This window comes from Shewanella sp. 1180_01, assembly GCF_052850535.1.
This window is the reverse complement of sequence record NZ_VXCT01000008.1, coordinates 39,079-61,175: the sequence shown is the minus strand read 5'-3', so window position 1 is coordinate 61,175 and position 22,097 is coordinate 39,079. Positions and strand designations below refer to the sequence as shown.

The following is a 22,097-nucleotide window of genomic DNA, read 5'->3' as shown; positions in this document are numbered from 1 at the left end:
TTTTAAGTGGACATTAAAGTCACAGCGTCTTGGTTGCCTTTTAGGTTATGCTACTGAATAATCAACGGACAACTTTGTTGTACTCCTGTTAAAATCGCACAAATAATTATAATAATCCTGCAGGATAGCGGATAGATGAAATTCACCCGAATGTTAACTACAAAATTAACCAGCTTTTGGTTAATGTCATTAGCCGCTATTGCCTTCGTATTTTTGCTTAGCGCTATGATGAGTTTCGTGCAGCTGACCTATAAATTTCAGCAGCAAAAAGTCGCCGAACTCGAAACTATGTTAGTGGACCAATATCAACACCAACCCGATTGGGATTTGGAGGCTTGGCTGCCGCCCATGCTGCTCGCCTACAATGCTGTTGATTTTCGGCTGACCTTGAAAGATGAAGTGATCTTTGCCTATGAAGGCAATCTCACTACGCAAAATGCCATGGTGTATGACCATGTGTTAGATCCAAAATCTGGTCTGCGTATGCAGCTGACCTTGACCCAACCCTTCGAGCATTACACTTTTAGTTGGTATGAAATCCTCATCCTGTTGGTCGGTGTGTTAGCTGTGGCAGCCTTAGTGCGTTTTGGCTATTTATGGTTTTCCCAGCAATTGGATGGCATTGAAGAATTAGCCTTACGCAGTCGATTGATTCTGCAAGGTAAGCACGAGCAAGCACTCGCGACTCCCGGAAATGGCAAGCCAAGGCTTATTAACCGTGCTTTGACCAAGTTGTTAGAAGAATTACAAGACGCACAAAAAGAGCGCGGTCGTTTTGACAAGTTCATTCGTTCTAATACCTTTCTCGATGCGGAAACGCGCATTGGTAATCGACTTTTCTTAAATAACCGTCTCGACGCCCTTAGTCATAATCAGGCGATGCTCGCCCATGGGGTGATTTATTTATTAGAGATGGATGATCTGGATTTACTGCAGCAATCCCAAGGTGAAGCGGTAACCAAAGAGTTATTAAACTCGACTGTTAACGCGATAAGCCAATTACTGCAAACCCAAGCCAACAGTATTTTTGCCCGTCGTTCCCACAATCAATTTGCCATAGTCGTGCCGCAAATCTCGTTAATTGAAGCCGACCAATTCGCCAGTAAGTTGCTTAAGATATGTTTGAGCCAGCCGTTACCTGAAGTCGAGAATAGCGATAACTTTTTCCACCTCGGATGCGCTTATTTTACCGCGGGCGACAATGCGGCGCAGTTAATTGAAGAAGCCGATATGGCTTTGAGGGCGGCACAATTACAGGGCAATAGTAATTGGTTTATGTACGACAAAGGCGCGATTGATGAAGAGTTTGCTAAAGGCTCAGTGCGTTGGCGCAGCTTTTTAGAAAACGCGTTAGTGCAAAGGCGATTCTTCCCCTTTAGCCAGCCGATAATTGATTCAGATGGTAATGAGCACCATAAAGAGATATTTACTCGGGCGCGGGATAATCAAGGCGCGCTAATTCGTGCCACACTGTTTATTCCAATGGCGAATAAATGTGGTTTAATGCCGCAAGTCGAACGGCAAATTATTGAGCGGGTATTATTGTTACTGTCGAATGAATTAGTGGGTGGCGTACAGAATACTCAAACAAATAAAAAACCAGCGTCACAGATATACAGTATTAATCTGAGTTTGGATTCGCTAATGAGTCGAGCTTTTACCCAATGGCTAAAAACGACGCTGTTAGAATATCGCCATCTGACCACGCGACTGATTTTCGAAGTGTCGGAAGATATCGTTATTCAACATCAAGAAAAGTTGCAGCCTAAATTAGATATGATCCGTAAAATGGGCGCGAGATTATGCGTCGATCATGTGGGCCAGCAGGTCGTTGGCACTTACTATATTCGTGAATGTCATTTTGATCTAATTAAGCTACATAGATCGATTGTGCGGCATATTCATTTACGCCCAGAAAACCAATTATTCATCCGTAGCTTGATTGGCGGTTTGTATCGAACGGAAGTGCAAGTTTGTGCCGAAGGGGTTGAAGTCTTCGAAGAATGGCAGACGCTGCAAATCCTCGGCGTTGGTGCAGCGCAGGGAATGTATTTCAGTGAACCCATTGAAGCTAAGTAAGGCAAGTGTGGTATTTGGGTGACTAATGTCGTCTTAGAGACAAATAGATCCTATTATTCACGTATTTATCTATAAAATACGAGTATTTGCAGCTAAACTATTCAGTGCCAAAATAATGACGTTTGCCGTTTAAATTAGGTATAAAGCAGTTCATAGGGCAAGGAATACTGGAGAGTGGAGTAACAGGAAGTTTAAGCATAAGAGACTACTCACGCTTTTAAATTCAGTTGGTTACAGGCATCTTTATGGAAAAAAGTCTTATAGGTCGACTCGCCTTTTGGCAGAAAAGAACGGATCCGACTAGCCTTGGCGTCTATGTTTGTGCCGATAAATTATGGGTTTACGCACCTGCTCAAGGAGATAGTGCTGAGCAGTGGTTACCGTTTGAGCTTAAAGATGAACACTGGTCATCGGCGTTTGCTGCCGTCGCTAAATCCTTCCCTAATGCCCAGTTACAACTGATTTTGGCTTCAGGGCTTTATCAATTACTGCTGACCGATAAACCCAATGTCGATACTGTCGAATTATCCCAAGCCTTGCTGTGGTCAATTAAAGACATGGTTACGCTACCTGTGCCGCAAATCCATTTAGACTATTTCGAGTCACCCATTCCCAGTAATAAAATCAATGTGGTGGTGGTCGATAAAGCTAAACTCGTGAGTATGGTACAGGCCATTCATGAACAAAATTTACAACTTATCGGTATCAGTATCGAAGAGTTAGCCATGACCAACTTATTTGGTGATGACAACCAAGCTCGTCTGGTGGTCAGCCATATTCCAGGGCAAGAGTTGTTATTGACTGTGGTTAAGCAAGGTCAGCTGTATATGCAGCGGCGTGTGCGCGGATTTGCTCAGCTGGATAAGACCCAAGCCGATGAGTTAACTTATGGCATGGCAGACAATTTAAGTTTAGAAATTCAGCGCTCTATGGATTACTTTGAAAGCCAGTTAAGGCAAGCTCCGGTATCTTCTATTGAACTTCTCGCTGATGGTGCCGTGGATACTTTAGCTAAGCTAGTGTCGGCAAACTTTAATCAAGCTGTGAATGTCATCGATAAAAGCTGTGTTGGCGCGCGAATGGCGGGATTAGCCTTCGCCGAATTTTCCAGAGGTGCTGAGTGATTAAATACCGAGTCAATCTCTACACTCCTTCCTTACTTCCGCTGAAGCAAAGATTAACCTTTGCACGTTTGGGGGCTTATGCTGCGGGATTTTTGGTCCTATTTGCGGCTTTAGGCGGTTATAGCTACTGGCAAGTCAGTGAGCTGCAACAGGCTCAGCAATTGGCTGCTCAGCAAAAGCTGCAATTCGATACCCAAAAACAGGCATTAGAAGCACAAATTGCCGCGCGTAAACCCGATGCCGATCTCGTTGCGCGAGTAGATTTAGCGGCACAACAGTTAGAGCTGAAGCAGTTACTCATGGGTGAATTGAGCCTTAGGGCCTCTCTAACCAGCCGAGGTTTTGCGCCTGTACTTAAAGATTTAGCGGTCGTGTCGGATGCGAGCGTGTGGCTTAGTCATATTGTCATTAATGAGCAAGATTTTATGTTCGAAGGTTTTGCCGACCATCCCCAAAGCATTCCGCAGTGGATTGGCAAACTTAAGACTACGCAGACTTTAAAGGGGCAAGCTTTCTCGTCGATGAGCATGGATCGCGGTGAAGATAAACCTTTGGCCTTTACCTTGAAGAGCGATAACAAGGAGGAGGCCGCGCAATGAAGCAAAAGTTAGCCCAACTAGGACAACAGTTTGATGCGTTAAGTCGCCGTGAGCGAGTGCTGATCTCAGTCGCCATTCTGGCCGTGGTCGGTATGCTGAGTTATTTACCCTTAGAGTCCCTGTGGAAAACCCATGTGGCCTTGTCACAACAGCTAAAAGCCTTAGAGCAAGAAAACGCGATTTCGGCCCAGCAGGTTGACTTGTATCAGCAACGTTTAGCCTTAGATCCCAATCAAGATTACCAACAGCGTTTAGTCTTGTTAGAGCAACAAAATCAAGCCTTAGATGCCCAGCTCAATGAGCAGATGGTGGATATGGTGCCGGCAGACTATATGCCACAGCTGCTGGGTAATTTACTGGGACAAGTGCAAGGGATTAAATTAATTAAGTTTATGTCGATAGCGCCCATTCCCCTGTTAGCTGTGGGTGAAGAGAAGAAACTCAATCTGTATAGCCATGGTATTCGTATGAGCTTAGAGGGCGATTATTTCTCTGTGCTGCGCTTTGTGGAAGCCGTTGAGGCCATGCCTGATAAACTTTATTGGAAGCGTCTCGACTATAAAGTCGCAGAATATCCCCAAGCGACAGTAGAGATTGAACTTTATACCTTGAGCATTAATAAGGACTTTATCAGTGTCTCTAAATAAGTCTTATATTATCAGTGTGTTGTTATTGGTCAGCAGCCCTATGGTGTCTGCTGAATCACTGCGCGACCCTACCTTGCCTGGTAAAGGTTTTGCGGTGGTCGGTCATGCGAGCCAAGCGCAGGCTCAGGCAATGGTACTTAATAGCATAGTGAGTTCAGGCAACACGGCTTATGCTGTGATAAATAACAAGATATTGTCTGTTGGCGACAACATTGAGGGGCTTAGTATCGTCAAGATTACCCCCACTTATGTGTCGCTGTCCGATGGACGGAAATTGACATTGTTTCAAGCAATAACAGAGAGATAGGGAATACACCTCAGATGAAAGCGATTAAATACTTTACACCTCTGCTCTCACTTTGCCTTGTGGCGTGTCAGACCACAAATAGGCCACAGCCGGAGGCGAGTAAGGCGGCACTAGCGGCCTCAATGGCGACGGCGACGGCATCAACGACGCCACCGCCTGCGACTATGCCGGATGCGGTTCAGCGAGAATTGAATTCGGGCGCTTTACTGTCAGGCTTAACCCCTGCGCTGGAGACTGAGCGTCGTTTCGATGTCTCTGCCCATGATGTGGATGCCAAAGTATTTTTTCCAAGCTTAGTCCAAGGTACGCCGCTGAGTGTTGCCGTGCATCCTGATGTGCAAGGTACGATTTCGTTATCCCTTAAAGGTGTAACTTTAAGCGAAGCAATTCAAGTGGTTGAAGATATCTACGGTTACGAAGTGAGCCGTGAAGGGCGTATTCTAAGAGTGTTCCCCGCTGGAATGCGTACTGAGACTTTCCCGCTGAATTATCTTTATATGGAGCGCGACGGCTTATCTGTGACCTCAGTGAGTTCTGGGCGCATTTCCGATAGCAATAATTCCAATAGTAATTCGAACAATAACAACTCAAATAACAGTGGTTCGAGTAATAATAATTCCAACAGCAGTAACGGCAACAACTCCAGCAGCAATGGCAGCAGCGATAGCAGTAACGGTACATTTATCCGCTCGCGCACTAAGACTGATTTTTGGGGCGAGCTGAAAGAAACGTTGACGGCGATTATTGGTGACACAGGAAATGGGCGGCAAGTGGTGGTTACGCCGCAGGCGGGTTTAGTGACCATTCGTGCTTTCCCAAGTGAATTACGCCAAGTTCGCACTTTCTTAAATTCCGCCGAGAGTCATCTGCAGCGCCAAGTAATCTTGGAGGCTAAGATCATCGAAGTCACATTATCTGATGGCTATCAGCAAGGTATCCAATGGGAGAATGTGCTGGGTCATGTCGGCAATACGAATGTGAATTTTGGGACTTCGAAAGGCCCTGGTTTAAGCGATAAAATCACTTCGGCGATTGGTGGTGTGACCTCGCTGAGTATTAAAGGCTCCGACTTTACGACCATGATCAATCTATTAGATACCCAAGGCGATGTGGATGTATTGTCTAGCCCAAGGGTGACTGCATCGAATAACCAAAAAGCTGTGATTAAAGTCGGTACCGATGAGTATTTTGTCACTGACGTTTCATCGACCACAGTAGCGGGCGCAACGCCTGTGACCACTCCACAAGTCGAGCTCACGCCGTTTTTCTCAGGCATTGCCTTAGATGTCACGCCGCAAATTGATAGTGACGGTAATGTGTTATTGCACGTGCATCCATCCGTTATCGATGTGAAAGAGCAGACTAAAGATATCAAAGTGAGTGATGCTTCGTTGGAGCTACCTTTAGCGCAGAGTGAAATTCGCGAGTCTGATACCGTTATCCGCGCCGCTTCCGGTGACGTAGTCATCATAGGTGGCTTGATGAAGAGCGAAAATACCGAAGTCGTCTCGCAAGTGCCTTTGTTGGGTGATATTCCTTTCCTCGGGGAATTGTTTAAAAACCGCAGCAAGCAAAAGAAGAAAACTGAGCTGATTATTCTGTTAAAACCTACGGTAGTTGGCGTCGATACCTGGAAAACTGAGCTACAACGTTCTAAGACCTTATTAGATCGTTGGTATCCGGAGACAAAGTAAGCTTCTATGTATCAGAAGCATTTTGGCTTAAACCAAGCCCCATTTTCATTGACACCCAATACCGGATTTTTTTTCGGCCTATCGCCACACGTAGAAGCCCTGCAAGTGTTGCAAACTGCGCTACAAACGGGTGAAGGTTTTATCAAGGTGACAGGGGAGGTGGGGACAGGTAAAACTCTGATTTGCCGCAAGCTTATCAATGAATTACCGACTAAGTTCCATTGCGCCTATCTACCCAATCCTTACCTTACGCCTGCAGAGTTACGCTGGGCGGTGGCGAGTGAGTTAGGCCTTAAATACGCCAGCAATATCGACCAGCAGCAGCTCACTGGGCTTATCCAGCAGCAGCTTTTAGCTTTGAGCGCCCATGGTCACGCCATCGTATTAGTGCTCGATGAAGCGCAGGCATTGCCGGACGACAGTTTAGAGGCGCTGCGGTTATTCACTAATCTCGAAACCGAGACGCGTAAGTTATTGCAGGTGGTGTTATTTGGGCAACCCGAACTTGATGAAAGACTTAAACGCCAAGAATTCAGGCAATTAAGACAACGTATTACTTTTAGCTACAACCTTCGCCCACTGACATGGGATGAAACCGATGCTTATATTCGTCACAGATTAGCCATAGCAGGGCGTGCGGGCGAACCACTCTTTACATCACGGGAAACACGTCAGATTGCCTATGCGTCCCGAGGGATCCCCAGATTGATCAATATTCTTGCCCACAAAGCCTTGTTACTGAGTTTCGGCGAGGGTGCTACGCGTGTGCAAACCTCCCACGTTAAAGCAGCGATTCAAGACACTGAAGATGCGAGCGTGCGCCGATTATTGTCGTGGAAATGGCTGCCTTTTTTCACTCTGATAACTGTGGTGTTCGGTTTGGGATTACAACACGTTTTGAGGAGTGTTGTATGAGCGTGATCAACAAGATGTTGCAGGATCTCGACAAACGTCAGCAGGGGCATGAACTCAGCAATGTGGCTCAGCCGCAGGTGCAATATTTAGCTCGCAGGCGTTCATCATCTCACTGGCTGCTGCTCTGTGGTTTGTCACTGCTATTCGGTGGCGGCACGGTTTATGGCTGGCAATTTTTCATGGCAGAGCCTGCAGAAGCGACAGCTTCAGCTCAAGCGCAGGAACAACATACATTAACCGCCCAAACTGAGTCTGTGCGGATGGAGAGTCTTGTCTCAAACGAATCTGCACCTAACGTCGATGCCGCTGCTGAACCATTGAAGCTTGCGACGACACAGAAGATTGCGGCAGCGATGACAGCGAATAGTGAAGAGTTTGAACCAAGTGCCAGCGAAGTGGCATCGAGTCAGGCACCAGAATTGGGAACCGCAAAAGAGGCTGAACCTGAGCAACAAGCTCAGTCTCAGTCTCAGTCGCAACCCCAACAAAAACCACAAGCAGACGTGAGCCTTGCACTCGCAGATGACAAGGTCGATACGGTAAGCGAGCCAAGCCATTCACAGCCAAATCGTGCGACATCGAGTGTGCGTAGCGCCGAGGTCACTGTAGCCGCGCCCTCTGCATTAATGATGTCGGAGCGGGCCAGTGTTGCCGCCGATAATGAAGGTAACGCGAGTAATGGGCTTAACGACGCTGATGCAGGCACTAATCAACTCGCGCCCAAAGAACAAGGGCAAATGGCGATTACTGAGGTGAAGTTAACCCCAAAGCAGCTAGCAAAGAAGCGGTTTACGTTAGCGAGTGAGGCCGAAAGGGATGGCAAGCTCAAAGAGGCCATTAGTTACTATGAGCAAACATTAGGCTTTGATCCCAGTATGCACGAAGCGCGCAAGCAATTGGCTGCGCTGCATTATGGTCAAGGTCAATTAGCCAAAGCCAGCGAAGTGTTGCAGCAAGGTATGCTGTTATTCCCGCAGCAATTAGACTTTGCCTTATTGCTCGCTCGGGTTCAGCAAGCCGCTGGTCAGGCTGATCTCGCATTAGCGACGTTAGCCAACATACCTGATACGCATCCGCTGGCGAGACAAAAGTGGATGGCACAATCGGATCTGGCGCAAAAGCTAGGGCAGTTTTCCGTGTCGGAACAAGCCTACAGGCAGTTATTACAACAAGAACCCCAACAGGCTAAATGGTGGATGGGACTAGCTTATGCGCTTGATTCGCAGCAGCAATTCTCCCAAGCACGCCAAGCCTATCGGACTGCATTAGGCCACAGAGGCTTATCGGCGCAGGCGAGTGCCTTTATCGAACAACGTTTGACTCAGCTAGGAGATAGCCAATGAAACCCAGATTAAAAATGCGTTTGGGCGATCTGTTAGTTCAAGAAGCCATTATTACCGAAGCGCAGTTGCAACAGGCGTTAGGCGAGCAGCGTAATACGGGCAAAAAACTGGGTCGTACCCTCATTGATCTGCAATCGATTACAGAGCATCAGTTGCTGCAGTTCTTGTCGCAACAATTGAATGTGCCTTTGCTCGATATCAGTAAAATGCCAATCCCAGCGGAAGTCGTGCATCTGATTCCTGAGGTGCAAGCCCGACGTTTCCGCGCTTTAGCGGTTGAAGACAGGGGCGATAGCGTACTGGTAGCTATGAGTGATCCTGCCGATTTGCAGGCGCTCGATCACCTCGAAATGCTTATCGCACCTAAGCGTTTGAAGTTAGCGGTAGCGCCCGAGCAGCAACTGCTGCAAGCGTTTGATAACTTATATCGCCGTACAGATCAAATTGCTCAGATCGCCGGTAAGCTCGAAGAAGAATACGCCGCCGATGAGATGTTCGATTTAGCCAGTCTGACTTCTGGCGACAGTGACAACGAAACCACTGTGGTTAAGTTGCTGCAGTCGATTTTTGAGGATGCGGTGCAAATGCGCGCCTCGGATATCCATATAGAACCCGGTGATAAAGCCCTACGTATTCGCCAGCGTATCGATGGTCAGTTACACGAAACGATTCTGAATGAAGTTAATATTGCCGCAGCTTTAGTATTGCGACTTAAGTTGATGGCAGGACTCGATATTTCTGAAAAACGTTTGCCGCAGGATGGCCGTTTCCACATGGAAATCAAAGGTCACCATATCGATGTGCGTATGTCGACTATGCCGATTTACCACGGCGAATCTGTGGTAATGCGGTTACTCGACCAATCGGCGGGTTTATTGACCCTAAACGAAACCGGTATGCCGCCTGCTATTTTGGCGCGTATTCGTAAACAGATTAAACGTCCCCACGGCATGTTGTTGGTTACTGGTCCCACGGGTAGCGGTAAAACCACCACTTTGTACGGTATTTTGAGCGAGCTCAATACCGCCGACCGTAAGATCATTACGGTGGAAGATCCGGTCGAGTATCAATTGCCGCGGATCAACCAAGTTCAAGTTAACCATAAGATTGGCTTAGACTTTTCCAACGTATTGCGCACCACCTTGCGTCAAGATCCCGATATTATCATGGTCGGGGAAATGCGTGACCAAGAAACCGTTGAGATTGGTTTAAGGGGCGCATTAACGGGTCACTTTGTGCTATCGACCTTGCATACCAACGATGCGGTCACCAGTGCACTGCGTTTGCTCGATATGGGCGCCGCCAGTTATTTGGTCGCCAGTGCCTTGAGGGTGATTATTGCCCAGCGTTTAGTGCGCCGCGTTTGCCATAACTGTGGCGTTGAGTATCAGCCGACACCGCAGGAAAAAGCCTGGCTGAGTAGTGTGAGCCATAAAGATTTTAGCCATGCGAACTTTAGAATTGGTACCGGCTGCCAGAGTTGTAACGGCAGCGGTTATCGTGGGCGTATCGGTATTTTTGAAATCCTCGAGTTGGATGAGAAGATGATCGATGCGATGCGTACCGGTAATCCGCAGGATTTTGCCAGAGCCGCGTTGCAGAGCCCTAACTTCACCCCACTCGCCGAGTCAGCGTTGCAATATTTGAGCGAAGGCATGACGACCATTGAAGAGGTAGCTAAGCTGGTAGAGGACGTGAGTGAATCTCAGATACCTTTGTCGAAGGATATTATTAGCCAACAAGGCGTTGAGGCGTAATTATGCCGATTTATCAATACCGTGGACGCAGTGGTCAAGGTCAATCCGTTACGGGGCAGTTGGATGCCGCGTCGGAAAGTGCTGCCGCTGACATGCTATTGGCGCGGGGTATTATTCCCCTCGAAGTCAAAGTCGCTAAAGTGGTTAAGTCATTCTCACTGACCCAGCTGTTTGGTGGAAAAGTTGCGTTAGAAGAATTACAGATCTTTACTCGGCAAATGTATTCTCTGACTCGTTCTGGCATCCCGATTTTACGGGCGATTGCGGGGTTGTCTGAAACGGCACATTCCCAGCGGATGAAAGATGCGCTCAACGATATTTCTGAGCAGCTCACCGCAGGACGGCCCTTGTCATCATCCATGAATCAACATCCCGATGTATTTGATTCCTTGTTTGTTTCTATGGTGCACGTGGGAGAAAACACCGGTAAGTTAGAGGATGCCTTTATTCAGCTTTCGGGTTATATCGAGCGTGAGCAGGAAACGCGGCGACGAATTAAATCGGCCATGCGTTATCCCATGTTTGTCTTGATTTCGATTGCACTCGCTATGGTGATCCTCAATATCATGGTGATCCCTAAGTTCGCCGAGATGTTTTCCCGCTTTGGCGCCGACTTGCCGTGGGCGACAAAAGTGCTGATAGGTACATCGAATCTGTTTGTGAATTATTGGGCGCTGATGTTGGTGGCGCTGATTGGCACTATCATTGGCATCCGTTATTGGCACCATACGGAAAAGGGCGAGAAACAGTGGGATAAGTGGAAGTTACACATCCCTGCCGTAGGATCGATTATCGAGCGCTCGACGTTAGCCCGTTATTGTCGCAGTTTCTCTATGATGCTGAGCGCTGGCGTGCCTATGACACAAGCCCTAAGTTTAGTGGCTGATGCGGTAGATAATGCCTATATGCACGACAAAATAGTCGGTATGCGCCGTGGGATTGAGTCTGGTGACTCTATGTTGAGGGTATCGAATCAGAGTAAGTTATTTACGCCATTAGTGCTGCAAATGGTGGCAGTGGGTGAAGAGACGGGGCAAATCGATCAATTACTCAATGATGCGGCAGACTTCTATGAGGGCGAAGTAGACTATGATTTAAAGAACCTCACCGCTAAATTGGAGCCTATTCTGATCGGTTTTGTGGCCGTGATTGTACTCGTGTTGGCCTTAGGGATATACCTGCCCATGTGGGATATGCTTAATGTGGTCAAGGGCGGTAAATAATCGATATGGATAATGTTTATCTTCTATCTTATGTGTGGGGCTGAGGTTAAATGCAGACTCAGCAAAAGGCAGAAAGCGATCTATTACGCATCTATGGGCGTATGATAACCATAGGGTTAGTGTTGGTTATCATGGCGGTGATTGGTGCTAAGTACTTTTTTACCTTACCGCAAATCGCTGCCCGTGGATTAGAAGTCGATCATGCACGTTTCTTAAATGTGCTGGTGATGGTGCGCTCCCAATGGCTATCTTTGGGCAAGCCGCCGCAGATGCAGTTGAATTGGGAGGCGTTTGACAACATATCCAAAGACACTGAGTTTAGTGTCGTTGATATCAATAGTTTAGGATGGCCACAACCTAAACAGTTAAACGGCCAAGGTTGCCAAGATTTGTGGCAGCAACTTATGGGTGCCGAAGTGGATAACGCAGGGCTGGTTGCTGATTATTTAGTTAAGGATAACAGCTGTCACTATCGGTCGCACAATGGCGATAGTTTAGGCTATCAACTGAACTCTGGCAGGGTCATTTTTTTGACTGCACCCTAAAATATTGTTAACTCAAAGGCTTTTTAAAATTGATTTAGCTGTTAGAATAAAATTTCTTAAGTATGGGGCATATATATGAAAACTAAGCAAACAGGTTTCTCATTAATAGAGCTTGTGATTGTGATTGTGATTTTAGGGCTACTCGCCGCAACCGCGATCCCACGATTCTTAAATGTCACCGATGATGCTGAAGACGCCAGTGTTGACGGCGTGGCCGGTGGTTTATCGACTGCCGTTAGCTTTGTACGTTCGCAGTGGGAAGTCGATGGGCGCCAAAATAGCAGTGTGATCTTAGATGGTACGTCAGTTTCGCTCGATCCTCGTTTTGGTTATCCAACGGGAACTTCAGTGACGGATGTGACTGCTATGACGGATGCGAGTTGCCAACAAGTATTTAATACCGTGCTGCAGAGCGCTCCTCGTAATGTACTCTACACTCAAGATGCGCGTAATCAACGTTATACCGTGCGCGTTATTGATGGCGCAGGTGGTAGCGCTAATTCGATTACAGGTACTGTCGTTGCTGGTTTAGATTTATGTGTTTATCACCAAGTGGCTTCACTGGTGCTAGATCAAACAACTGGCGTACCCACTCCTACACCGGATTTATCAACAGCTGGTGCGAAAGGAATAGTGTATAACCCAGGCACAGGTAAAGTGCTAAGCTTTACCCAAACGCCATTTGTGCCATAGGCTGTAATTAACAGTTTTATTTTGTTCATGTTTTAAGTAACTTAGTTCAGAAGTGACTTAACTTAATTAGTACTCACACGAGTACTCACTGATAAAGAAAGGTAGTTTGATATGAAAAGACAACAAGGTTTTACCTTAATTGAATTAGTCGTAGTGATCATTATCTTAGGTATTCTTGCTGTCACAGCGGCACCTAAGTTTATTAACCTGCAAGGTGATGCGCGTGTTTCTGCTTTGAATGGCCTAAAAGCCTCAATCCAAGGTGCTAATACTTTAGTTTATTCAAAGGCTGCACTGGCTGGAGTAGAAAAATCTACAACGGCTACATTGGTTGACATTGCTGGGACAACCGCTACCACTGATGATGTGTCAACTATTTTGGGTTATATGGATGATACTGCAACTAATTTTCCAAGAGCGTTGGATATTAGTATTGAAACTATAGCTGCGGATATTACTACTGGTAGCGCAGCCTCAACTAATAACTCTGATTGGGTTCTTTTCTCAGATAGCGGTACGGTTAAATTCTGGCAAAATGGTGCTCCATCTGCGTGTTTTATTCAATACACACCTGCTACATCGACCTCTGCACCAGCTTTTACAGCAACACCAAACGCTTCAGCTTGTTAATTTAATTTATGTGAATAGGCCTGCCTAGCAGGCCTTTTTTTTAGGTAAAATGCGGTTCTTACAGGATTTTAAAAATGAGTCCGCCAAGAATTTACCGACATTTATTTGCGTTAATCATACCGTTGGCAGAAACTGAACTTAGCACTTGAAATCAGCAATTAACCCGAGCGATGCTTAACTTATCTATGTCAAAACAGGCCGGATTTACCTTAGTCGAATTAGTGACGACCATCATCTTGATTTCAATTCTTGCTGTGGTTGTACTGCCTCGCCTGTTTACTAAGTCTTCCTACAGTGCCTATAGCTTGCGCAATGAGTTCATTAGCGAGCTGCGTCAAGTACAGCAAAAAGCGCTCAATAATACTGACAGGTGTTTTCGTGTAACTGTTTCTGGCACTGGTTATCAAGTGAGTCAATTCTCTGCCCGAAATGGGGCAGCTTGTTCTGGTACTGAATTATCGCCAAACCCGCTTTATACCCAAGCTTTTCAAGGTGGTGCTCAATTAGTGCTAGTAAGCCCTAACAGTACTAACAGCAGCAACTTCAGCCTAGATTTCGATATCAATGGTAGACCTTCGTTGGCTTGTAATGGGCCATGCATTAATGTGATTGCTAATGACACTGTGATGATTAATGTCTCCTCCGAGGGCTATATTTATGCGAATTAATCCTCGGCTGCTATTGGGCAAAGCATCAATAAAAGCATCCAAAAAAGCCAAACCACAGCAGGGTTTTACCCTTATCGAATTAGTGATTGGCATGCTGGTGATTGCCATTGCGATAGTGATGCTAACCAGTATGTTATTTCCCCAAGCTGATCGTGCGGCCAGCACCTTACATAGAGTACGCAGTGCTGAGCTTGCCCATTCGGTGATGAATGAAATCTGGGGCAAGCGTTACGATCAAAACACTAATGCCAATGGTGGAACGCCGGCCTGTGGTAGTCCGCTAGGAAGCAATTGTTCAACGTCCTTAGGCCCTGAGGTGGGTGAGAGTCGTAACGACTTTAACGATGTGGACGATTACAACGGCTTAAATGAAACAGCGACTATGCTCAACTCAACCCAAACCTATGCCGCTGCTTATCCTAACTATCAATTAAGTGTCACTGTCGCCTATGGGCCTGCGCCCAATACTAAGCTAGTGACCATTAATGTGACGACGCCGGACAATGAAGTGATCACTTACAATCTGGTAAGGAGCAATTACTAATGGGCTCTTTTTCAGCAAAGCGTATGCAAACATCCAAACGGGGTTTTACCTTAGTCGAGATGGTCACAGTTATCTTGATTCTGGGGATTCTTGTGGTCGGGGTGAGTAGTTTTATTATTTTTGGTACGCGGATTTTTGTTGAGTCGAGTTCAGTCGATCAAGTACTAAGCCAGAGTCGTTTTGCCGTTGAGCGAATGACCCGTGAGCTGCGTAATGCTTTGCCTAATAGTGTGCGAGTTAATACCGATTCGCTGACCTATCAATGTATCGAGTTTGTGCCTATCGAAGCCAGCACGACTTATCTCACTATGCCAATTATCCCCGCAGCTGCTGCGAGTACTGGGATAGTTATTCTAGATAATACCGCGAGTGCGATTCGCGTGAATCAATTCGCTTGGATCTATCCCTTGGTTGATGCCGATGTGTATAGTAGCGCGAGACAAAAACGGGCACAGGTTAAAACGATTGCTATCTCGGGTAATCAAGTGACACTGACTTTTACTGCGCCAACACGTTTTGCCGAAGCATCACCACGACAAAGGATCTATTTGGGGTCGAGTCCTGTGAGCTATTGCTTTGAAAAGGGGACAAGCGGTAATGATTTGCAAATAGTGCGTTATGCTGGTTATAACTTTAATGGTGTTCAGCCAAATCCTGCCACTATGGGCACGGGCGTGCTAATGGCGCAAGGTGTGGCGAATCGTCTCGATAATGGTAATGACTTGCCGTTGATCTTAACGCCATCGAGTCTAGTCAATAATGCTATGGTGCACTTGCGGCCAAGATTTAATGTTAATGGTGAGACGTTCCAATATCGACATCAAGTGCAGGTGATCAATGTTCCTTAATTCACATAGTCGCTCGGTAGGGCGTAACTCAGTATCCAGATCATCATTATCAAGATCAAAATTTTACGCTCTGCCTGTGCGGCAGCGTGGCAGTGCGTTAATCATTGGCGTGTTTGTGATTACCGTGATGTTTCTGCTGGCATCGGCACTGATCAATATTGTGGAAGACGGTGATGTTGGGCTCACCCAAGAAGTATGGGGGACGCGTGCTTTTGCCGCTGCAAACAGTGGCGCCGATGCCGCGCTGGCTAAGTTGTTTCCATTGAATGGTAACGTCGGAACGTGTTTAGCATCAGATGTTTGGACGCCGCCCGATGTAACTGGTTTTCATGCCTGTAGTGTGACGTTGACTTGTACAGCATATGCGGTAGACACAGTCATTCAATATCGAATCAGCAGTAAAGCGGTATGTGAAAGCGGTGAGACTCGCGTCAGCCGAAAAGTTGAGGTAGAAGCCCGTGGGAATTAATCTTTTTCATCGTGCCATATTAGCAGTACTTATCTTGAGTTTCCCTTCTGCTGTGATGGCATTCGACCCTATTGACCAGAGTGTTATTTTTGCCAAGGTTGCTCAAGGGCATCATGGCGATAACTCTAACGTGTGCCATCAGATATCATCGCCACAGCTGATGATAAACGGTAATGGCATTATTAATGGTACTGGTGGTGCTGCATTAGATTATTGTTCGAGTAACGATGGTAGCGGGCTTGCTAATAACAGTTGTGATAACGGTTCTGGTGGAGTGCGAAAATGTACTATCGATGGCAGTGATATTCGAGGGTTAAAATTAACTGGGAGCAATGCTTTTTTATCGAGTAGTGGAACTGGTGGCGGTTATGGTTATTGTAATAGTGGCGAGCAATTAACGCTTGGTAGTAATGGCCAAAGTCAGTTTGACAATGTTTCGCTTTATTCTGCTTGTACTCTGACTTTATCGGCTACTCAAAATGAGTATCGATTCAATACTATCGCTATTGGTGGGGGCGCGACGCTCGTTTTACCCGAGGGGGACTATTGGGTAGATAGTTTTACCTTGAACCAAAATGCTAAGGTGATTTTGCAAGGTAATGTCCGCATTTTTACTAAACAGAAATTTGCGTTTAATGGCAGTAAATTTAATGAAAATAATACGGCTTCTGCCCTTATTTTCGGTTATAGCGATATTCAGCTAAATAGTGGCACTTTACTCAATGGACGAGTTTATAGCGATGCAACATTAACTATTAATGATAACTCGATTATCAATGGTCGTGTCACGAGTCGTTATTTAGTTATGAGTAGTGGCAGTATTAATGAAGATTTACCTGTTGCACCGCTGCAATTACAGTTTGGTAAGGCGACCACAACTTCAGTGACATTTGCCAATGCTTTCCCTGTTGGCGTGAAACCACTTATTTTCCTTATGCCGACAATATCAACGGCGAATACTAGCAACGATGGACCTGCATCAACCTTTGTGTCATCTGTGACTAATACCGGATTTACTTGGGTGCAAAGTGAGCCAACGAGTCCTTCAAACCGCTATATTGCTTCGAATAGTATGCCGGAAGTGCATTGGATTGCTGTGACGGCAGGTTCTCATGTTTTATCCGATGGCAGTCAACTTGAGGCAGGTAGAATCTCTACTGTTAATGCATTGAACATGAGTAATTCTGCGTGGACGAGTGTGCCGCTTAATACCTCACTGAATGTCGTATTGAATCAGTTGCAGACGCGTAATAATTCTACCTGTTGGCTGACAAGCGTGGCACAGCTAAATTCGAGTGGTATTCAACTTAATTTAGATACCTCTGAAGTTCGCTCTGGGGGTCAATGTAAACCAGGTAATCTGCAAAGTTTACAATCAGAAACGATTGGTTATTTAGCGGTAAAATCCAGTGTTGGCACAGTCATACTGAATGGTGAGGATGTTCACTATCAATTCGGTACTGCACTTACCCACACTGGCGGGGGGAATACTAAAACGCTGGCTGAGCAATGTGCCTACAACACGAGTTTGACTGGATTTGTTAATCCCCCGACTTTAGTCGCGGGGAAAAATTCTCGTCGAGGTGGCGATGGTGGCTGGTTAAGACGCTGTAATTTGAGTGCAACTCAAGTCAGCATGGTGAACGACGAAGATACCTATGGCGATAATGACCGTAGTCATCTTGCTGAAGACTATGGCTTTGTTGCGCTTGAGAAAGTAGCGCCAGTTGAAGAGTGTTTTACTGATGACTTTTCCCGCAGCAGCTTAGGCAACGATTGGGCAACGAAAGTGCTGGGTTCTTCTACTCCGCCGGCTATCAACGGGGGACGACTAAGAATAACGCCAGCATTGGGTAATCAGGCCACTGCTAGCACTTACCAGCGGTTATTTCCTGCTGAAGGCAATCTAGTCACGATAGAGTTTGATTATTATGCTTGGTCACCTACATCTGGAACGGGAGGTGATGGGGTTGCGGTTATTTTATCGGATGCTTCTGTTACACCGCAACCTGGCAGCTTTGGTGGTTCACTCGGATATGCACAACGTGATGATGGTACGCCGGGCTTTGCGGGAGGTTGGATTGGCGTTGGTTTAGATGAGTATGGTAATTTTTCCAATCCGAATGAGGGGAAGAACGGTGGCCCTGGATTTAGATCACAATCGGTAACATTGCGTGGTTCTGTGTCGGCAAATTATAAATATTTGGCTGGTACCGCCGCGAATTTGAATCCAAGAATTGATGTTCGTAGTACGACAACCGCGGCACCAAATCATAAGTATCGGATTAAAGTTGATTCAACCAGCACGGGTCAAGCTTGGGTATCGTTAGACAGAGATGTGCGTGATGGTAATGGATATCAGGTACTTGTCCCTCGATTTAATGCTAGAGCTATATCAGGTCAAGATTCTGTTCCTGCTGATTTTTATCTGTCTTTTACTGGTTCTACCGGCGGCGCCAATAACAACCACGAAATCGATAATTTTAAAGTTTGTGCAATAAAATCCAAACCTATTGGCTTACAAGTACATCATTTTGAATTTGCTTATTCGTCATCGCCGCTCACATGTAAAGCAGAGCCGATGCAGATCAAAGCGTGTGCTGATGGAAACACTCCTTGTACCCCGTTTACTGACCCAGTTAGTGCGCAATTGTCATTGAGTCCTGCTACTAATGGCGGTTGGTACCAAAGTGGTAGCAGTGTCAGTAATGTCAGTTTCATCAACGGAATCGCCTCTGTTGATTTACGCCATAATGTCACCACCCCAGTAACAATCGGAGTATCGAGTTCAAATCCTGCCACCGTCCCCGGTAGTAATACCTTGTGCCGCAGTGGCGCTGGCGCGTTATCAACCGCGGCTTGTACTCTGTCATTTGCCGATAGCGGCTTTTTAATTGATATGCCGGATAAACTGGCCAATAAAGCGCAAAATGCGACTATATCTGCGGTCAGAAAGTCAAATGACAACCTAGAGTGCGTGCCGACGTTCGCTGGTCAAACTAAAAGGGTCGATTTATGGAGTCAATATATTTCGCCTGTCGCTGCATCTATGTTTACCCCAACAGCCGTTAGCGTTAACTCAACTTCTATCAGTGGTTCGAGTGCGTCACCTTCTTCCCAGAATTTAACCTTTGATGCCAGCGGTAAAGCAACGATAGCGGTCAATTATAGCGACGCTGGTAAAGTTGAGCTAAACGCCAAATATACCGGTGTTGCTGGCACACCCGATGAAGGGCTGGTGATGATAGGTAGCGATCCCTTCGTCAGTTTTCCTGTTGGCCTGTGTATCACGCCCAAAGACAGCGGTGCTTTGTGCCCAGCGGGAGACGTTAGTTGCGCTGTATATAAAAAAGCCGGTGAGAGTTTTAATTTGCAGATTGCTGCAAAAGCCTGGGTTATTGATAACGACAGTAATTATTGCGATAACCCAAGCACGCCCAATTACGTTCAATCCGGTATTGCGTTGTCGAGCCAACTGGTGGCGCCAAGTCCCGGTGCTCAGGGCGAAGTAGGTATTGCCAGTTACGATCAAGTGGCCGCGACAAATAATCTCAATACAGTCGTTCAAAGTATCAGTGAGGTGGGGGTATTTACCTTTAGTGCTGCGCCGCCCGCGAGTTACTTGGGATCAAGTTTTTACTCAATACCACTGGCAAAGAGTACCAACATAGGCCGATTTGTTCCTGACCGCTTTGGGGTGAACGCATCGAGCGTAATGCCTGCATGTAGCAATAGCTTTAGTTATATGGATCAAAATTTTGCAGTGGCATTTAATCTTAAAGCGCTAAATATCGCTGGCGTTGTGACAGAAAATTATCGTGGCAGTTTTGCTAAGGCATCGGGATTGCTGGTGGGGGAAAATAATGATGATGGTAATGATATGCAGGCACGATTAAATGACGTGGTTGTACCTTTGCAATCGAGTTCTTGGGTGATAGGTGAGGCTAACATAGATTATCAACCTCATTTCTCGCGCCTCCCTGCTTTAGTAGGTGGTGAAGTTGATGGTCCCTATGAACAAATGCTGTTGGGGATTAAAGTATTTGATAATGACGGTAATGTGAGTTCAGTAGCAACACCCAATATGAATGCTGCCACCCTTGGCGACTGCAGTGTCGGTAGCAATTGTGATGCAGTTGTATTATCCGCTAACCAACAGAAATATCGTCATGGCCGTGTGGTGATGGATAACACCTATGGTCCTGAAACTGAAATACTGCGTATGCCGACTCGGGCTGAATATTGGAATGGTAGCAGTTGGGTATTGAATACCAACGATAGCTGCACCACCGCAGTGTATGGTTTGGGTTCGCAGGTAGACAATGCTGGCCTTGGCTACAACTTTGATCCCGACTTAGTGGCGGGGCAAAGTGTTACTCGTTCTGGCGGTACATTAACGTTCCAAGCTGGCCAATTTGTGTTGCTCTGGCAAGCGGTCACCTCAAGTGGTGCGCCATACCGCGGTCAAGTGACTGCGCCCTTGGATGTGCCGACATGGCTAGAATGGTACTGGAATTGGAATGGTGTATCACCAACAGATCTTACTGATCCGCGGGCAAGTGCGTATTTTGGTCGCTACCGAGGGCATGACAAAATTATCTATTGGCGTGAGGTAAACTAATCTGAGTTATCTCAGCTATTGAATCGAGCTGAGCCTTTCGTATGAAATGCGCATCAGTTTCATTTATTGAAGGTCGATTGAAACCCTAGCGACAGATTTTAAATGCAATTTCTGAGTTTGACATTTGTTGTTAGTTTGTATGTTTCTTCGTTTTTAGTTGTCGATATTTTCGTCAATAAACAGTATTTTCCGCTTAAATACTGTTTTTTAGAGGACGATTTGAAAAAAAATCACTTCATTAGCGATTGTTAACCTCCTCGGTCTTGTGGAATCAGGGTGGCATTGATAAAGTTAGCTGATTTTTCTTTTCTTCTGACTCCACAGAATACAGGCTAGTTACATGTTTAAGAAGCTACGCGGCATTTTTTCTAATGATCTATCGATCGATTTGGGTACAGCTAACACATTAATTTATGTTCGTGGCGAAGGCATAGTGCTCAATGAGCCTTCTGTTGTTGCTATACGTGGTGAGCGTGGTGGCTCCGGTCAGAAATCTGTTGCCGCGGTCGGCACAGAAGCTAAACAAATGCTCGGCAGAACGCCTGGCAATATCCAAGCTATCCGCCCAATGAAGGACGGAGTAATAGCTGACTTTTATGTGACGGAGAAAATGCTGCAGCACTTTATCAAACAAGTGCACAACAATAGCTTTTTTCGTCCAAGTCCACGGGTTCTAGTGTGTGTGCCAGTTGGCGCCACTCAAGTTGAACGCCGTGCGATCCGTGAATCAGCCATGGGCGCTGGTGCTCGCGAAGTGTATTTGATTGAAGAACCTATGGCTGCTGCGATTGGTGCGGGTTTACCTGTATCTGAAGCGACGGGTTCTATGGTGGTGGACATCGGTGGTGGTACTACTGAAGTCGCGATTATTTCGCTCAATGGCGTAGTGTATTCGTCTTCAGTCCGTATCGGTGGTGATAAGTTTGATGATGCAATCATCAACTATGTTCGCCGTAACTACGGTAGCTTAATTGGTGAGGCCACGGCTGAGCGTATCAAGCACACTATCGGTACAGCTTATCCTGGCGATGAAGTGCTAGAGATTGAAGTCCGCGGCCGTAACTTGGCTGAAGGTGTACCTCGTAGCTTTACACTGAACAGCAACGAAATTTTAGAAGCTTTACAAGAGCCATTATCTGGCATCGTAAGTGCTGTGATGGTGGCGTTAGAACAATCTCCACCGGAATTAGCGTCAGATATTTCTGAGCGCGGTATGGTGTTAACTGGCGGTGGTGCGTTATTGCGTGATTTAGACCGTTTATTAATGCAAGAAACCGGAATTCCAGTAATGGTGGCGGACGATCCATTGACCTGCGTAGCACGTGGCGGTGGTAAAGCCCTCGAAATGATTGATATGCACGGCGGCGATCTGTTCTCCGAAGAAACCTAAT

19 protein-coding genes are annotated in these 22,097 nt (G+C 46.3%); all 19 read left to right on the top strand.

What is annotated here, in order from left to right:
- Nucleotides 1–135 precede the first annotated feature (135 nt).
- The 19 genes from csrD (at nucleotide 136) to FW758_RS06740 (ending at nucleotide 22,096) form a co-directional block, all read left to right on the top strand.
- A complete protein-coding gene (csrD, locus tag FW758_RS06830) occupies nucleotides 136–2,079 on the top strand; it encodes an RNase E specificity factor CsrD (RefSeq protein ID WP_446444986.1) in 1,944 nt (647 codons plus the stop codon).
- Nucleotides 2,080–2,324: 245 nt separating this feature from the next.
- A complete protein-coding gene (locus FW758_RS06825; protein ID WP_006087056.1) occupies nucleotides 2,325–3,203 on the top strand; it encodes a hypothetical protein in 879 nt (292 codons plus the stop codon).
- On the top strand, nucleotides 3,200–3,802 hold the full coding sequence (locus tag FW758_RS06820; protein WP_446444985.1) for a fimbrial assembly protein: 603 nt from the start codon (nucleotides 3,200–3,202) through the stop codon (nucleotides 3,800–3,802). Before FW758_RS06825 ends, FW758_RS06820 begins: the two co-directional genes overlap by 4 nt.
- Nucleotides 3,799–4,449 carry an MSHA biogenesis protein MshJ gene (locus FW758_RS06815; RefSeq protein WP_259511413.1) on the top strand — a complete coding sequence of 217 codons (651 nt, stop codon included), beginning with the start codon at nucleotides 3,799–3,801 and terminating at the stop codon, nucleotides 4,447–4,449. Before FW758_RS06820 ends, FW758_RS06815 begins: the two co-directional genes overlap by 4 nt.
- A complete protein-coding gene (locus FW758_RS06810; RefSeq protein WP_446444984.1) occupies nucleotides 4,436–4,756 on the top strand; it encodes an MSHA biogenesis protein MshK in 321 nt (106 codons plus the stop codon). Before FW758_RS06815 ends, FW758_RS06810 begins: the two co-directional genes overlap by 14 nt.
- A 14-nt stretch (nucleotides 4,757–4,770) precedes the next feature.
- On the top strand, nucleotides 4,771–6,450 hold the full coding sequence (gene mshL, locus FW758_RS06805; RefSeq protein ID WP_006083270.1) for a pilus (MSHA type) biogenesis protein MshL: 1,680 nt from the start codon (nucleotides 4,771–4,773) through the stop codon (nucleotides 6,448–6,450).
- Nucleotides 6,451–6,456: 6 nt separating this feature from the next.
- Entirely contained in the window at nucleotides 6,457–7,365 is a 909-nt protein-coding gene (locus FW758_RS06800; RefSeq protein WP_011847945.1) for an ExeA family protein, read from the top strand.
- Nucleotides 7,362–8,708 carry a tetratricopeptide repeat protein gene (locus FW758_RS06795; protein ID WP_446444983.1) on the top strand — a complete coding sequence of 449 codons (1,347 nt, stop codon included), beginning with the start codon at nucleotides 7,362–7,364 and terminating at the stop codon, nucleotides 8,706–8,708. Before FW758_RS06800 ends, FW758_RS06795 begins: the two co-directional genes overlap by 4 nt.
- Complete coding sequence (locus FW758_RS06790; protein ID WP_220591875.1) at nucleotides 8,705–10,465, top strand: GspE/PulE family protein; 1,761 nt, start codon at nucleotides 8,705–8,707, stop codon at nucleotides 10,463–10,465. The genes FW758_RS06795 and FW758_RS06790 overlap by 4 nt, the downstream gene beginning before the upstream one ends.
- Nucleotides 10,466–10,467: 2 nt before the next feature.
- Nucleotides 10,468–11,688 carry a type II secretion system F family protein gene (locus FW758_RS06785; protein ID WP_012586663.1) on the top strand — a complete coding sequence of 407 codons (1,221 nt, stop codon included), beginning with the start codon at nucleotides 10,468–10,470 and terminating at the stop codon, nucleotides 11,686–11,688.
- A gap of 50 nt (nucleotides 11,689–11,738) precedes the next feature.
- Nucleotides 11,739–12,233, top strand: a complete 495-nt coding sequence (locus FW758_RS06780; protein WP_446444982.1) for an MSHA biogenesis protein MshF — start codon at nucleotides 11,739–11,741, stop codon at nucleotides 12,231–12,233.
- 75 nt (nucleotides 12,234–12,308) lie between these two features.
- On the top strand, nucleotides 12,309–12,926 hold the full coding sequence (locus FW758_RS06775) for a prepilin-type N-terminal cleavage/methylation domain-containing protein (RefSeq protein WP_311989109.1): 618 nt from the start codon (nucleotides 12,309–12,311) through the stop codon (nucleotides 12,924–12,926).
- Nucleotides 12,927–13,037: 111 nt separating this feature from the next.
- Entirely contained in the window at nucleotides 13,038–13,556 is a 519-nt protein-coding gene (locus FW758_RS06770; RefSeq protein ID WP_011847939.1) for a prepilin-type N-terminal cleavage/methylation domain-containing protein, read from the top strand.
- Nucleotides 13,557–13,726: 170 nt separating this feature from the next.
- Complete coding sequence (locus FW758_RS06765; protein WP_446444981.1) at nucleotides 13,727–14,224, top strand: type II secretion system protein; 498 nt, start codon at nucleotides 13,727–13,729, stop codon at nucleotides 14,222–14,224.
- Nucleotides 14,214–14,768 (top strand): type IV pilus modification PilV family protein, encoded by a 555-nt coding sequence (locus FW758_RS06760; protein ID WP_427614749.1) that lies wholly within the window; start codon nucleotides 14,214–14,216, stop codon nucleotides 14,766–14,768. The genes FW758_RS06765 and FW758_RS06760 overlap by 11 nt, the downstream gene beginning before the upstream one ends.
- The gene (locus FW758_RS06755; RefSeq protein ID WP_446444980.1) at nucleotides 14,768–15,616 is read left to right on the top strand and encodes a PilW family protein; all 849 of its coding nucleotides are present in this window, start codon (nucleotides 14,768–14,770) and stop codon (nucleotides 15,614–15,616) included. Before FW758_RS06760 ends, FW758_RS06755 begins: the two co-directional genes overlap by 1 nt.
- Nucleotides 15,606–16,085: an MSHA biogenesis protein MshP gene (locus tag FW758_RS06750; protein ID WP_446444979.1), complete on the top strand. Its 480-nt coding sequence runs from the start codon at nucleotides 15,606–15,608 to the stop codon at nucleotides 16,083–16,085. Before FW758_RS06755 ends, FW758_RS06750 begins: the two co-directional genes overlap by 11 nt.
- Nucleotides 16,075–20,706 (top strand): DUF6701 domain-containing protein, encoded by a 4,632-nt coding sequence (locus FW758_RS06745; protein ID WP_446444978.1) that lies wholly within the window; start codon nucleotides 16,075–16,077, stop codon nucleotides 20,704–20,706. Before FW758_RS06750 ends, FW758_RS06745 begins: the two co-directional genes overlap by 11 nt.
- A gap of 340 nt (nucleotides 20,707–21,046) precedes the next feature.
- On the top strand, nucleotides 21,047–22,096 hold the full coding sequence (locus FW758_RS06740; protein WP_006083256.1) for a rod shape-determining protein: 1,050 nt from the start codon (nucleotides 21,047–21,049) through the stop codon (nucleotides 22,094–22,096).
- Nucleotide 22,097 lies beyond the last annotated feature (1 nt).

Excerpts from the sequence above, each read along its gene's own strand:
- csrD (WP_446444986.1), top strand. The coding sequence starts at position 136 with ATGAAATTCACCCGAATGTTAACTACAAAATTAACCAGCTTTTGGTTA.
- FW758_RS06825 (WP_006087056.1), top strand. The coding sequence starts at position 2,325 with ATGGAAAAAAGTCTTATAGGTCGACTCGCCTTTTGGCAGAAAAGAACG.
- FW758_RS06815 (WP_259511413.1), top strand. The coding sequence starts at position 3,799 with ATGAAGCAAAAGTTAGCCCAACTAGGACAACAGTTTGATGCGTTAAGT.
- mshL (WP_006083270.1), top strand. The coding sequence starts at position 4,771 with ATGAAAGCGATTAAATACTTTACACCTCTGCTCTCACTTTGCCTTGTG.
- FW758_RS06800 (WP_011847945.1), top strand. The coding sequence starts at position 6,457 with ATGTATCAGAAGCATTTTGGCTTAAACCAAGCCCCATTTTCATTGACA.
- FW758_RS06795 (WP_446444983.1), top strand. The coding sequence starts at position 7,362 with ATGAGCGTGATCAACAAGATGTTGCAGGATCTCGACAAACGTCAGCAG.
- FW758_RS06790 (WP_220591875.1), top strand. The coding sequence starts at position 8,705 with ATGAAACCCAGATTAAAAATGCGTTTGGGCGATCTGTTAGTTCAAGAA.
- FW758_RS06785 (WP_012586663.1), top strand. The coding sequence starts at position 10,468 with ATGCCGATTTATCAATACCGTGGACGCAGTGGTCAAGGTCAATCCGTT.
- FW758_RS06780 (WP_446444982.1), top strand. The coding sequence starts at position 11,739 with ATGCAGACTCAGCAAAAGGCAGAAAGCGATCTATTACGCATCTATGGG.
- FW758_RS06775 (WP_311989109.1), top strand. The coding sequence starts at position 12,309 with ATGAAAACTAAGCAAACAGGTTTCTCATTAATAGAGCTTGTGATTGTG.
- FW758_RS06770 (WP_011847939.1), top strand. The coding sequence starts at position 13,038 with ATGAAAAGACAACAAGGTTTTACCTTAATTGAATTAGTCGTAGTGATC.
- FW758_RS06765 (WP_446444981.1), top strand. The coding sequence starts at position 13,727 with ATGCTTAACTTATCTATGTCAAAACAGGCCGGATTTACCTTAGTCGAA.
- FW758_RS06760 (WP_427614749.1), top strand. The coding sequence starts at position 14,214 with ATGCGAATTAATCCTCGGCTGCTATTGGGCAAAGCATCAATAAAAGCA.
- FW758_RS06755 (WP_446444980.1), top strand. The coding sequence starts at position 14,768 with ATGGGCTCTTTTTCAGCAAAGCGTATGCAAACATCCAAACGGGGTTTT.
- FW758_RS06750 (WP_446444979.1), top strand. The coding sequence starts at position 15,606 with ATGTTCCTTAATTCACATAGTCGCTCGGTAGGGCGTAACTCAGTATCC.
- FW758_RS06740 (WP_006083256.1), top strand. The coding sequence starts at position 21,047 with ATGTTTAAGAAGCTACGCGGCATTTTTTCTAATGATCTATCGATCGAT.